Raw genomic sequence first — 13,799 nt, forward strand, 5'->3', positions numbered from 1 at the left:
TTAATCTTCCTTTAAACCTTCAATTTGTTGGTGGATAAATATTTCGGGGACGATGATTTCAATATGCTTGTTCAAATTGACAAATTCACCTGGCAGCAGACCGCCATATTCTCCGTCAATATTCAACTGCATTTTCTCTGATGGAGTGACTTTAATCCGTTTTGATTTCGCATAAATGATATTATCGTTATTCAAATGCGCGCCCCTGAGTGCAAGGCTTGCGATATGAATGAACTCCGCTAAATTCACTTTCTTTAAAATAAGCATATCGAAATAGCCATCATCAAGTTTCGCGTCTGGTGCAAGCTTTTCAAAGCCTCCAACCGAGTTCGAATTGGATATTAGAAATAACATAATATCTTCATCGAGAACATTACCATCATACTCGATTCTTGCCCTTGCCGGTTTCAAGGACGGGAGCATTTCAATTCCTTTAATATAATAAGCAAGCTGGCCGAGGACGGTTTTCAACTTGATTGGAACATCATAGGTGAGCTCGGTTAACCGGCCGCCACCTGCGATATTGATGAAATATTGGTCATTCACTTTACCGATATCAAGATCTATTGTCTCGTCAGCAACAATTATTTCAAGTGCTTTTTTAATATCCCGGGGGATATTCAACGCCCTTGCAAAGTCATTCGTCGTACCCGCTGGAATGATGCCGAGCTTTGGACGGTATGATTGTTCTGCAATCCCATTGATAACTTCATTAATCGTCCCGTCACCTCCTGCTGCAATAAGGAGATCATATTCTCGCTCGACCGCACGCCTCGCTTCTTCCATCGCATCGTTCTCGCCTGTCGTCGCATGGGCAGATGTTTCATAGCCCGCGATTTCCAATGTTTCTAGGATGAGTGGCAATTCTTTCTTAACTGCCTCCTTCCCTGAAGTTGGATTATATATCACACGCGCTCTTTTCATTCGTATTCCTCCCTGTTTAGCATAAGGGCCACTGTCATTGTAAACTCTATTCTCCATCATAATCCTTTTTACTGAAATTTAAAAGTAGGAGCTTATATCCAGTAAATTTAAGCCTTGCATTTTTATAAAAGCCAAGTTCTAAATCAGTTATTCCTTTTTTGTCTAATAGAATACTTCTATTAGACAGTTTTACGGAACTAGTTCATTTTTTGTCCGCTAGAGTGCTCCTATGGGACAAGTTCACACGATCAGCTAAATTGTTGTCCGATAGAACGCTTCTATGAGACAAGTTCACGGCATTAGCTAAATTGTTGTCCGATAGAGACTCTCTACTAGACAGGTTTCACAGTGTCGGCTATTCTTTTATCTAATAACCCACTTTCACCAAGTATAATAGCCAGAACAACATGTAATATTTTTTATACAGAGAAAAAGGGAACCCTGTTGTTACAAGGTTCCCCGTTTATGTTCATCTTAACGTTTCTCTAATTCTTCTTTCAATATCTTGTTCACCATCGGCGGGTTCGCTTGACCTTTCGTCGCTTTCATCGTCTGACCAACGAGGAATCCGAGTGCACGGTCTTTCCCGTTCTTGAAGTCGATGATGGACTGTTCATTCTCATCAAGCACTCCATTGATAATTTCTTGCAGCTTCACAGGGTCTGAGAGTTGGACGAGACCTTTGTCTTGAACAACCTTCTCTGGGTCACCGCCTTTTTCCACAATCTCTGCAAATACTTTCTTCGCGATTTTAGAGGAAATCGTTCCATCCTCAATCAGCTTGATTAATGTTGCAAGAGATGTCGGTGTGATGGCAAGATCATGAAGCTCCTTCAAATGCTTGTTCATATAAGCGGAGACTTCACCCATGAGCCAGTTGGAAGCTTGTTTGATGTCTGCGCCTTCTGCTATTGCTGCTTCAAAGAAATCAGCCATTTCCTTTGAGCTTGTAAGTACGCCAGCATCATACGCGGAAAGTTCAAGTTCTTTTACGTAACGTTCTCTCCGTGCATCTGGAAGCTCAGGGATTTCACGCTTGATTCGCTCCATCCATGCGTCATCAACATATAAACTGACAAGGTCCGGTTCTGGGAAGTAACGATAATCGTCTGCTGCTTCTTTCACACGCATCAGAATCGTTTCTTTTGTCTTTTCGTCATAACGGCGGGTTTCTTGTTCAATTACACCACCGGAAAGCAATACCTTCTCTTGGCGTTTCTCTTCAAATTCAAGTCCTTTTTGAACAAATGAAAAGGAGTTCAAGTTTTTCAGTTCAGCCTTTGTTCCGAACTTCTCTTGACCGATTGGGCGTAAGGAAATGTTTGCATCGCAACGTAAGGAACCTTCCTCCATCTTCACATCCGAAACACCTGTGTACTGGATGATATTCTTTAATTTCTCCAGGTAAGCATATGCTTCTTCCGGTGTACGCATATCAGGCTCAGAGACAATTTCAATTAACGGGGTACCTGCACGGTTGAAGTCGACATAAGAATAGCCGTCATCTCCGTGGGTTAATTTACCAGCATCCTCTTCCATATGGATACGGGTAATTCCAATGCGTTTCTTTTTCCCGTCGACTTCGATTTCAATCCAGCCATTCCGGCCAATTGGATTTTCGTCCTGAGTGATCTGATAAGCTTTCGGGTTATCTGGATAGAAATAGTTTTTACGGTCAAATGTCATGTTTGTTGTGATTTCACAATTCAGGGCCATTGCCGCCTTCATCGCGAAATTCACCGCTTCTTCATTCAGTACAGGAAGTGTTCCCGGATAAGCCAAGTCAATCGGGTTTACGTTCGCGTTTGGCTGATTTCCGAAAGCATTGACACTTGGGCTGAAGATTTTAGATTTTGTTTTTAATTCAACGTGTACTTCTAAACCAATAATCGTTTCAAAATTCATTTAGCCGCACCTCCAATGTCGGGGCGTTGTTTATGAAAGTCTGTCGCTTGCTCGAATGCATGAGCAGCTCGGTAAACATTCGCTTCATCAAAATGTTTACCGATGATTTGCAGTCCAATCGGCAATCCTTCACTTGAGAATCCGCACGGAACAGAAATTGCCGGAACACCTGCAAGGTTTACAGGGATGGTTAAAATATCATTTGCATAAATTGTCAGCGGATCATTTATTTCTTCGCCCAATTTGAAGGCAGTTGTTGGTGCAGTCGGTCCGAGGATTACATCATATTCTTCAAAAATTTTATCGAAATCATTTTTGATTAACGTACGCACCTTTTGTGCTTTCTTATAGTAAGCATCGTAATAGCCGGAGCTAAGTGCAAACGTACCGAGCATAATTCGGCGTTTTACTTCTTCACCAAAACCTTCACTTCTAGAACGCTTGTACATATCAATCATGTCTTCTACATTTTCTGCACGCACACCATATCGGACACCGTCAAAGCGAGCAAGACTTGCGGACGCTTCTGCTGATGCGAGTATATAGTAAGTGGATAATGCGTATTTCGAATGTGGTAAGGATACCTCTTCACAAGTCGCTCCGAGGGATTCGTACTTTTCAACGGCTGCTTTAACAGCATCATTAACTTCCTGCGTGACACCCTCACCAAGATATTCTTTTGGCACAGCGATTTTAAGACCCTTAACATCGTTCGTTAAAGCATCCGTAAATTCAGGTACTTCAAGATTTGCACTTGTCGAGTCTTTCTCATCATGTCCGGCAATTACTTCCAGTACCCGGGCATTGTCCTCAACTGTACGAGTAATCGGGCCAATTTGATCCAAGGAAGAAGCAAAAGCAACCAAACCAAAACGAGAAACACGGCCATACGTCGGTTTCATTCCTACAACGCCACAAAATGCTGCAGGTTGGCGAATGGATCCACCCGTATCAGATCCTAAAGCAAACATGACTTCACCTGCCGCTACCGCAGCTGCTGAGCCACCACTGGATCCTCCAGGAACGCGGTCTGTATCCCATGGATTTTTCGTCTTTTTGTATGCGGAGTACTCTGTGCCAGAGCCCATCGCGAACTCATCCATGTTTAATTTACCGATCGTAATTGTTTTTTGTTCTTTTAACTTTTCAACAACTTCCGCATCATAGAGCGGGTCATTGAAGTTATCTAATATCTTGCTTCCACTTGTTGTGCGTAAACCTTTTGTAACAATATTATCTTTTAGTCCGATTGGAAGACCGAAAAGGCTCTTCTCCTTCGAACTCTCGTCCAATTCTTTTGCCTGTTTCATGGCATTCTCTTCATCCAGCGTAATAAAGGCCTGGATTTCATCATCTACTTCCTTGATCCGATCAAAGGAAGCTTTCACTAAATCTTGGACCGAAATCTCTTTATTATGTAGCTTCTCTTCAAGTTCCTTAATCGAGTGGTCAAATAATGACATGGGATTTCCTCCTTAATTTAAACGATTACTCAGAAAGAATAGATGGTACGCGGAATTGACCGTCTTTATGATCAGGAGCATTCTTCAGCGCTTCCTCTTGGGTAATCCAATCCGTTCTTGGTTCATCTTTCCTCATCACGTTTTCTAAATGAATCACATGGGTTGTTGGCTCAACATTTGTCGTATCTAGTTCTGTGAGCTGCTCGGCATGTTTAATGATCGACTGTAACTCCTCCGCAAGCTTTTCTGCTTCCTCATCTGTAATATGAAGCCTTGCCAAATCAGCAACATGCATGACGCGTTCTTTTGAAATATTGTCTGCCATCACTTGAACCTCCATTATCAAATTAACTCATTTATTACATTTTATTATTATATCACTAATGATGATAGCAGAGAAGTCTAACCACACGCAAGTTATCATAGAAATGTGGAGTCCCTGCGTACTAGAACTAACCAATCACTCGTTCGGTTGTTTTAGACAAAAAAATCCTGAAATGAATAATCTCATTTCAGGTAGACTGTTTTTCATTATTAGGGATAATAAAAAATGATGAAAGTACTAGTATTAATATTCGCCTATATTATTGAAGATTGGTGGATGTCGCTCCCCCCATGTTAAATCATCCGCATCTGTATTTACTGCAAGGAAGACACCAGAAACGAGAACAGCAGCTAAAGCAAGGCTTGAGAATAGCTTCTTCATTGTACATCCCTCCTTTAAATGTTGGATAACTCTTTATATGAAGCATTAGCGAGTTTATAATATTTCGTCGCATCCTTATATTTATGGATGCTTTCGTAATGCTTGGCAAGCATTGTTGCAAAGATAATCGTATTAGCATAATCCTTCCGCTTTTTCAGAAAGGGGATGAATTTATCTTTGACTAGATTCACAAATTTCGTTGCCTCATCATTAATCGAGTAATGGTATGTGCGAATCACATAATGATAAAATTCATATGCTCTGTTTTTCGGATGCTTTTTCAATAATTCCAGAGCTTCGCCAATCATTTCATTCGCTTTCCCGAGTTCTTCCATTTCATAATAAACCTTAATCAGTTCTGTCATAGCAGCGACTTTATCTTGAACATTGATTACGTTATCGTCTACTATTTCTAAATAATATTTGATTGCTTCCTTATTCTTACCTTGGGTTGCATATAAATAGCCAAGATTTTGATTTGTAAGTTGAATGAGTTCCTGATTACTGTTTAGACCGGCAAGATGTTTAGCCAGATTATAATTTTCAATCGCTTTATCATACATTTTGATGCGGCGATAGGATATTCCTAACACAATATGACTTTGAGCACACCGCATGAAATGATACTTTTTCATGAATGTGTCAAGTGCCTTGTTTGCATATTCAATCGCTTCTAATGTATGCCTTAACTTGCTGTATGTAATGGAAATCGTATAATGCAAATCCGCAATTTCATCATCTGTCACTTCGAGTTTCCGCGTTAATTCCTCGGCTTTTAAATATTTATCAAGCGCAATACCTGTTTCACCAGTTTGCGAATTATAATTCCCGCGAAATTTAAACCAATAATACAGCTCTCTAGTTTCGAACGAAGTAGACATCTTATTTAGTTTATTAATCTGATCAAGCGCTGACTTGTTCTTTCCTAAGAGGAGATGATAACGAATCTTATGGATTTCAAATAATACCATATTATCTGATAAATTTGTATCCATTAGTTCCTGCAGTTCTCCGTATGCTTCCGTAATTTCATCTTGTTGTTGGTTAAAGAATAGCATGCTAAACCATTTTTCACATTTTTCCTCGATAACATCATCCATTGTTTGACCGAGTTTTATTCCAAGTCGGTTGCATAGGAGCTGAATAATATGCGGGCTTGCTTCTGTCTTTAAATTCTCGATTTTTGACAGGTATGATACGGAAACAATTCCTTCTGCAAGCTCACCCAAGGTCATTTTTTGTTTTGTACGTTGCATTTTAATGAATGAGCCGATATCTATCATAAGTTCCCCCTGCACCTCTGCTAAAATACTATCTCTTCTCATCTTTGATATATTTATAGTATAGCATAATTTCAAAAAATTCATATTGGGAAAATTACTGTCTCTAAGTAGTGATTATCGAGGGTGGAATTTTCCTATTTTCCTCCAAAAAGAAAAAACGCCATTAAAATTACTTTTCAAGCAATTAAAATGGCATTTTTCATAGATTTATAGCATTTCTGACGTTGTCTTCCCTTGCATGTGCTGAATGAGGTAATCTGGACCGCCTGCTTTGGAATCGGTTCCGGACATATTGAATCCTCCGAATGGCTGGTAACCGACAATTGCTGCGGTACAGCCACGGTTGAAGTAGAGGTTTCCAACATGGAAATCTTCACGGGCTTGCTCCAGGTGTTCCCGATTATTTGTTATGACCGCTCCAGTTAATCCGTATTCCGTATTGTTCGCAATCTCAATTGCCTCATCAAAATCTTTCGCTTTCGTTAATGCAACAACAGGGCCGAAGATTTCTTCTTGCATGATGCGCGCTTTCGGACCAACATCGGCAAATACAGTCGGTTTAATAAACCAGCCCTTACTATCGTCCCCTTCTCCGCCAGCAACAAGTTTTCCTTCTTCTTTCCCAATTTCGATATATCCCATAATCTTATCATAAGCTGCCTGATCAATAACCGGTCCCATAAAATGACGATTGTCTGATGGGTCCCCATGCGTCAGCTCATTCGTGAGCTCAATCACCCGATCCTTCACTTGTTCATATACATCTTCATGAATGACAGCACGTGAGCATGCAGAACATTTTTGACCGGAGAAGCCAAAGGCAGATTGAACGATTGATTCTGCAGCAAGTTCTAAATCTGCTTCATTATCTACTACAATCGTATCTTTTCCACCCATTTCGATAATCGTACGCTTGAGCCAGATTTGCCCCTTTTGGACAACAGCTGCACGTTCAAAGATACGTGTACCAACTTCACGGGAACCAGTAAAGCTAACAAAACGGGTACGTGGATGTTCTACAAGATGGTCGCCCACTTCGCTTCCCGGTCCAGGAATATAGTTGACAACACCCTTAGGCATACCTGCTTCTTCTAAAACTTCCATCAGTTTATAAGCGATAATCGGTGTTGCACTTGCTGGTTTAAGTAAAACAGTATTTCCAGTTACCATAGCTGCTGTTGTCGTTCCTGCCATAATGGCGAATAAGAAATTCCAAGGCGAAATGACAAGACCTACTCCCAGAGGTATATAGTGGAACTGATTATGCTCGATTGGACGGCTGTTTACTTTTGCACCATTTTTTATTTTAAGCATTTGACGGCCATAATACTCAAGGAAATCAATCGCTTCTGCTGTATCCGCATCCGCTTCTTTCCACGGTTTTCCGCCCTCTTTAACGAGGTGGGCAGTGAATTCAAACTTACGGCGTCGTATAATTGCTGCTGCACGGAATAGAATGCCAGCGCGGAAGTTCGGATCCGACTTTCTCCACGTTTTAAACGTTTCATCAGCAACTTCCATCGCTTGATCCGCGAGTTTTTTATTCGATTTCGAAACAAAGCCTAACACTTCATCTTTATTTGCAGGGTTTACGACTTTAATTTTATCTTCTGTTATGATGCGTTCTCCACCAATAATAAGTGGGTATTCTTTACCGAAATCTGCTTCGATTTGCTTCAAAGCAGCTTCCATCTTCTCGCGGTTTTCCTCTAAAGTAAAATCTGTGAAAGGTTCGTGTTTGTATGGTACTACCATGTAAAAAACCTCCTCCGTGATTTTGTTACAATACAATATTGCATTCTACTTTACTCCCAACTATTATTGTAACGAAATTCATGAAAGCGTTCAAATAAAAACGCTTTCATTTAACTGCAATAGACTCGATCCTAGGACATAACTTCATGGTATGATTATAAATCCGAACAAATGAAGAAAGAGTATCAACCACCGCTCCGGGAATATACTTCGCGCATCCTTTGGCGGCTGGTGAGCCTCCTTGGGATTCCGCCCTCCGGGGTCTCACCGATGCCTTTCCTCCTGCTGGAGTCTTCGTATATTCCCGGAGCTAGTAAGCAGTTCTGTTCGGATTTAACTCATATTAGAATAGATATGTCTCAGCTTCAAGTCTAGTTATGTTAATGATAGATATGAATCGTCGGTTGCTCTTCTTTAGCGTTACGGTAAATAAGACTTTCCACATTGTTGCTCGAAGTGACATTGATCTCCAAATCGTAATAATTCGGGAAGATGTCTTGGACGCGGTCATAGGCATATTGGGTGAAACCAATTACTTCTGCTTTTCCGTAAAACTCGATTGGAACTTCAATCGTTAACCTTTGGAGTTCTCCATCAACATAAAAACCACTGCCAATTGCTCCGACATAATTTGGAAAGAACTCAGCTATTTTATTTCCAAAGTTATTGAAATTCTCATAGTCTGTTATATATTCACTACGCGCTTTATTAGATGGAAATAAAATATATTCTTCATCGATATCTTCCCAATTACCAATCGTGTTATCACCACTTGGTACAAGCGTTTTTGTTACATAGTTTCCAGGTACAGGAGAGTTTTGCGCTTCTTCCCGGTAAAGTGAGATTAGAATTGGCACATCAGGAACATCTTCCGATTCCCGCAGTCGTTCAACAACTGTTTCTGCAATTTCATAACCTTTTGCAAGCATCTCATTCATCGAAACATCATAATAAAAATAATCTCCGCCTTGTTCAAGTTGATAACGATAGACGGATTTCAGGGCGATTCCGATCGAAATCCCTGCCACTTGCACGGTGTTATCGTCCTCTTCACCACTTCGCAATAAATAATTTTGTTCTAAAATATGTGAGAAAATACGTGGGTTATTTTCATTCGTTTCCTTATCCCAGTCCGTCAAATTTTCCGGCCGATCCGGGTTAAGCTCATCTATCCAACTAATAACGGTCGACTCATCCAAATACCGTCCTTCTTGAAAATAATAATCTTCCGGATCAAACACATCGACGGAGTGGCGTCTCAACCCCTCCTCCATCTCATCGATATCAACGCGGTTTGCCACTTGATTCGTAATGATACCACGTGCTTCACTCGTCCGATAAGGGAGGATCATGCGATAAGCCTCTTCCCCTAAGCGGCTTCCTGGAACGATGGACGTTTCAACCTCTGTGTCTTCCTCATTCTGCAATACTTCATCTTCATCATCCAGTGACGGTGCACAGCTTGTAAGCACAAGGAGGGCACATAATAATAGAACCGTTAGCTTTTTCATTATTCTTCACTCCTTGCCTAATCATCTAACGCTTCCAGTAGCTGTTCTTCGTTCCAGATTGGTATTCCGAGCTCTTGTGCCCGGTCATATTTCGAACCTGCCGCTTCACCTGCTACGACAAGACCTGTTTTCTTGCTCACACTGCCGGTTACTTTTCCGCCAAGTGCTTCTATTTTTGCTTTCGCATCATTTCTGCTTAATTGTTCCAGTTTTCCAGTAAGGACGACTGTAATATCCATGAATGGACTAGTCATTGCCTCACTTACCTTTTTTGGTCCAGTGTACTCCATATTCACACCGAGTTCCTGTAATTCCTGGAGCATTTCGTTCACTTTATCCTCAGAAAAATATTGTTCGATGGAATCAGCCATTTTTTCTCCAATTTCATCAACCGCAACAAGTTCTTCGTACGTTGCTTGTTGCAATCGTTCCATCGTTTCAAACTCTTGGGATAGAATCTGCGCAGCCTTTTCACCGATAAAACGGATGCCGAGACCAAATAGTAATTTCTCCAACGAATTCTCTTTAGATGCCTCAATTGCATGCAGTAAGTTCGATACTGATTTTTCTCCCATACGTTCGAGTTCTAGCAGTTCTTCCCTCTCTAAACGGTAAAGATCTGGAATGGTGTGTACTAACCCTTCATTAAACAGCTGCATGACAAGCTTCTCTCCAAGCCCGTCAATATTCATCGCATTACGTGAGACGAAATGAATCATTCCTTCTATCAATTGCGCCGGACAGTTGGGATTAATACAGCGAAGGGCTACTTCTTCTTCCAAGCGAACGAGCTCTGTATCACATGCAGGACAGTGAGACGGCATCGTAAATTCTACTTCCTCGCCTGTCCGCTCTTCCTTTACTGATCGAACGACTTTCGGAATGATATCTCCCGCTTTTTTAACAACGACAGTATCTCCTATCCGAATATCTTGTTCGCGAATAAGATCCTCATTATGTAAGGATGCGCGACCTACCGTCGAACCGGCAATTCGAACGGCTTCCAAGATTCCTGTCGGGGTAACAACTCCTGTTCGTCCAACACTTAATTCAATATCAAGCAGCTTCGTCATGACTTCTTCTGCTGGGAACTTATAGGCAATCGACCATCTTGGACTCTTTGCTGTGTAGCCAAGCTCTTCTTGTTGATTTAAATCATCAACTTTTATGACGATCCCGTCAATTTCATATGGCAGATCCGGACGTTTTTCCGTCCAGTAATGAACAAATTCCATTACTTCTTCAATTGTTTCGTATTTCCTCCATTCCGGATTCGTTTTGAAACCGAGTTCCTTTAGACGATTCAATCTCGCGCTGTGGGTTGGAAGCGTATTATCTTCCCAAACACCGACAGCATATAGAAAAACATCTAAATTCCTGCTCGCAGCGATTTTCGGATCCAATTGGCGTAAAGAACCTGCTGCTGCGTTACGCGGATTCGCAAATAACTCCTGCTCCTTGTCTTCCCTTGCTTTGTTCAATCTTTCAAATGAAGGTTTTGGCATAAAGACTTCCCCGCGTACTTCAAGTGTTTCCTTTTCTTTAATCGTAAGTGGAATACTTCTTACGGTACGCAGGTTAACCGTAATATCTTCGCCGACCGTCCCGTCTCCACGGGTTGCACCACGGACAAATTTACCGTCCTCATACGTTAAGGAAACAGCCAGTCCATCAATTTTCAGTTCACAAATATAAGAGAAGTTTTCGCCAAGGGCATTCGTTACCCGTCTTGCAAAATCCCTGAGTTCTTCTTCATTGAAAGCATTGGAAAGACTTAGCATTGGCACTTGATGGCGGACCTTTTCAAAGCCTTCGATTGGTGCGCCCCCGATCCGCTGTGTAGGCGAGTCAGGTGTGATGAATTCAGGGAACTTCCCTTCTAATTCTTCGAGCTCTCTTAACTTCGCGTCGTACTCTGCATCAGGCACTGTTGGCTTGTCGAGTACGTAATATTCATAACCATATTGATTTAGCACTTCTTTTAATGCATCAATCTGTTCTTTTGCTAGTTGTTTATCCACTAGTAAAAGCACCTCTATTCTTTCGTTATCGGAGCAAATTGGGCAAGCAGGCGTTTAATGCCTGTCGGTGCCGGGAAAGCGACATCTAGCTCCACCTTATCCCCTTCCCCCTGAACACGGACAACCGTACCCGTGCCCCATTTCTTATGATTCGCTTTATCCCCTGCTTTCCATTCTTCATCTGCTGCAGTGGATGTTTGAACCATGCGCCGTGCTTTTCGTTTCAGTGGCGATGTTTCTTCTGTCCGCCTATCAAAGGAGCTTCCGAACATGCTTTTCTTCGCCTGTTCCATCCCTTCAAGCAGTTCTTCCGGGATTTCTTGGATAAAGCGGCTGATCGGATTCATATTCGTCCGACCGTACAATGTGCGCATTTTGGCGCTCGTTAAATAGAGCACTTTTTCCGCACGAGTAATTCCCACATACGCAAGCCTGCGCTCTTCTTCCATCTCTTCTTCATCAAACATGGAGCGGCTGTGCGGGAAGACATTCTCTTCCATACCAATTAAAAATACAACGGGGAATTCAAGTCCTTTTGCCGCATGGAGCGTCATTAGTGTAACTTTCTGTTCAGTCTCCTCTTCCTCATCTATCCGGTCGATATCTGCAATTAATGCGAGATCCGTGAGAAAAGCAACAAGGGTTTTATCTTCTTCTGCACTCTTTTCAAACTCTTGTGTTACCGTCTTGAATTCCTCCAAGTTCTCAAGTCTGCTTTGGGCTTCAAGCGATTGTTCCCTTTTCAGCATTTCCTCATAACCGGTACGTTCCAATACTTGCTCCACCATATCTGTTGCAGTTAAGAAATCCTGTTGCTGGGCAAAGCTTTGTATTAACTCGCCGAACTCTGCTAAGGATTGGGCGGCTCTTTTTGATACACCGGTAAAGTCTACGTCTTTTACCGCTTCAAAAAAGGAAATATCATGAATCGCCGCATATGCTCTCAGCCTCTCGACCGTAGTTGCACCAATTCCACGCTTTGGTTCATTCACAATTCGCTCAAAACTTATATCATCATCAAGATTCGTTATAAGACGTAAGTAAGCAAGCATATCTTTAATCTCTTTCCGGTCATAGAATCTTGTCCCACCAACCATCTGGTAAGATATGTTCGACTTCATAAGTGTATCCTCTACTGCCCGTGATTGGGCGTTCGTCCGGTAAAGGATCGCAATCTCATCCGGTCCGTATCCGTCTTTTATCAATCCACGAATCTCATCCGTTATAAATAATGCTTCATCTTGTTCTGTTGTTCCCTCGTAATAGGTGATTTTGCTGCCATCATCATTTTCCGTCCAGAGGTTTTTCGGTTTTCTGCCGGAGTTATTTTCAATCACATTATTGGCAGCCTGCAAGATGAATTTCGTCGAGCGATAATTCTGCTCAAGAAGAATCGTTCTTGCGCTCGGATAATCCTCTTCGAAAGTTAATATATTCCCAATATCCGCCCCGCGCCAACGATAGATCGATTGATCGGAATCCCCGACAACACAGAGATTCTGATAACGGTTCGCAAGCTGTTTCACGAGGAAGTATTGGGCATGGTTCGTATCCTGATACTCATCGACATGAATATACTGGAATCTGCGCTGATAATATTCAAGAACTTCCGGTACTCGTTTAAACAGAATAATCGTTTGCATGATCAAATCATCGAAATCAAGGGACTGGTTTTTTCGTAGCATCGTCTGGTAGCCGGAATAAACTCTTGCCACTTGCCGTTCAAAAAAGTTCCCGGCCTTCTGTTCAAATTCTGCATCTGTTATGAGTTCGTTTTTCGCCGAGCTGATTTGACCGAGCATGGCCCGCGGGTCATACTGTTTCGGGTCAAGGTCAATATTTTTAAGTACTTGCTTTACAACCGAGAGCTGATCGGCACTGTCTAAGATTGTGAAATTCCGGTTGTAGCCAATCCGGTCAATATCCCTTCTTAAAATCCGCACACACATCGAGTGGAAGGTTGATACCCACATAAACTCTGCCTCTGGTCCAACGAGACGCATGACACGCTCACGCATTTCTCTTGCAGCTTTATTCGTAAACGTAATCGCAAGCACATTTCGTGGGGCGACTCCTTTTTCTTCTAATAGATAAGCAATCCGGTGAGTAAGCACACGGGTCTTCCCACTTCCCGCTCCAGCCATAATGAGCAGAGGGCCGTCCGTATGCTTCACTGCTTCCTGTTGTTCCTTATTAAGTCCTGTCAATAATTCATTCGTTGTCCGGCTCAT

Annotated in this window: 10 protein-coding genes; all 10 read right to left on the minus strand. The window is 42.0% G+C overall.

Features of this window, described 5'->3' with window-relative positions; all coding sequences use genetic code 11:
* The 10 genes from L3V42_RS11220 to pcrA all read right to left on the minus strand — a co-directional run bounded on the left by L3V42_RS11220 (position 1) and on the right by pcrA (position 13,799).
* Positions 1-924 (minus strand): diacylglycerol kinase, encoded by a 924-nt coding sequence (locus tag L3V42_RS11220; RefSeq protein WP_235764045.1) that lies wholly within the window; start codon positions 922-924, stop codon positions 1-3.
* Between the two features lie 474 nt (positions 925-1,398).
* Positions 1,399-2,829, minus strand: coding sequence for an Asp-tRNA(Asn)/Glu-tRNA(Gln) amidotransferase subunit GatB (gene gatB / locus L3V42_RS11225; RefSeq protein WP_238472007.1), 1,431 nt, complete (start codon positions 2,827-2,829; stop codon positions 1,399-1,401).
* Entirely contained in the window at positions 2,826-4,292 is a 1,467-nt protein-coding gene (gene gatA, locus L3V42_RS11230; RefSeq protein WP_238472008.1) for an Asp-tRNA(Asn)/Glu-tRNA(Gln) amidotransferase subunit GatA, read from the minus strand. Before gatA ends, gatB begins: the two co-directional genes overlap by 4 nt.
* A gap of 25 nt (positions 4,293-4,317) precedes the next feature.
* Positions 4,318-4,617 carry an Asp-tRNA(Asn)/Glu-tRNA(Gln) amidotransferase subunit GatC gene (gatC, locus tag L3V42_RS11235; RefSeq protein ID WP_235764042.1) on the minus strand — a complete coding sequence of 100 codons (300 nt, stop codon included), beginning with the start codon at positions 4,615-4,617 and terminating at the stop codon, positions 4,318-4,320.
* 243 nt (positions 4,618-4,860) lie between these two features.
* Entirely contained in the window at positions 4,861-4,998 is a 138-nt protein-coding gene (locus L3V42_RS11240; RefSeq protein WP_235764041.1) for a hypothetical protein, read from the minus strand.
* Between the two features lie 14 nt (positions 4,999-5,012).
* The gene (locus L3V42_RS11245; protein ID WP_238472009.1) at positions 5,013-6,281 is read right to left on the minus strand and encodes a helix-turn-helix domain-containing protein; all 1,269 of its coding nucleotides are present in this window, start codon (positions 6,279-6,281) and stop codon (positions 5,013-5,015) included.
* Between the two features lie 207 nt (positions 6,282-6,488).
* Positions 6,489-8,036 carry an L-glutamate gamma-semialdehyde dehydrogenase gene (gene pruA, locus L3V42_RS11250; RefSeq protein WP_238472010.1) on the minus strand — a complete coding sequence of 516 codons (1,548 nt, stop codon included), beginning with the start codon at positions 8,034-8,036 and terminating at the stop codon, positions 6,489-6,491.
* Between the two features lie 380 nt (positions 8,037-8,416).
* Positions 8,417-9,547: a CamS family sex pheromone protein gene (locus L3V42_RS11255; protein WP_238472011.1), complete on the minus strand. Its 1,131-nt coding sequence runs from the start codon at positions 9,545-9,547 to the stop codon at positions 8,417-8,419.
* A gap of 17 nt (positions 9,548-9,564) precedes the next feature.
* A complete protein-coding gene (gene ligA / locus L3V42_RS11260) occupies positions 9,565-11,568 on the minus strand; it encodes an NAD-dependent DNA ligase LigA (RefSeq protein ID WP_238472012.1) in 2,004 nt (667 codons plus the stop codon).
* 14 nt (positions 11,569-11,582) lie between these two features.
* Positions 11,583-13,799, minus strand: a complete 2,217-nt coding sequence (gene pcrA, locus L3V42_RS11265; RefSeq protein WP_238472013.1) for a DNA helicase PcrA — start codon at positions 13,797-13,799, stop codon at positions 11,583-11,585.

This window comes from Oceanobacillus alkalisoli (assembly GCF_022213125.1).
In the GTDB taxonomy this organism is placed as follows: domain Bacteria; phylum Bacillota; class Bacilli; order Bacillales; family Amphibacillaceae; genus Oceanobacillus; species Oceanobacillus alkalisoli.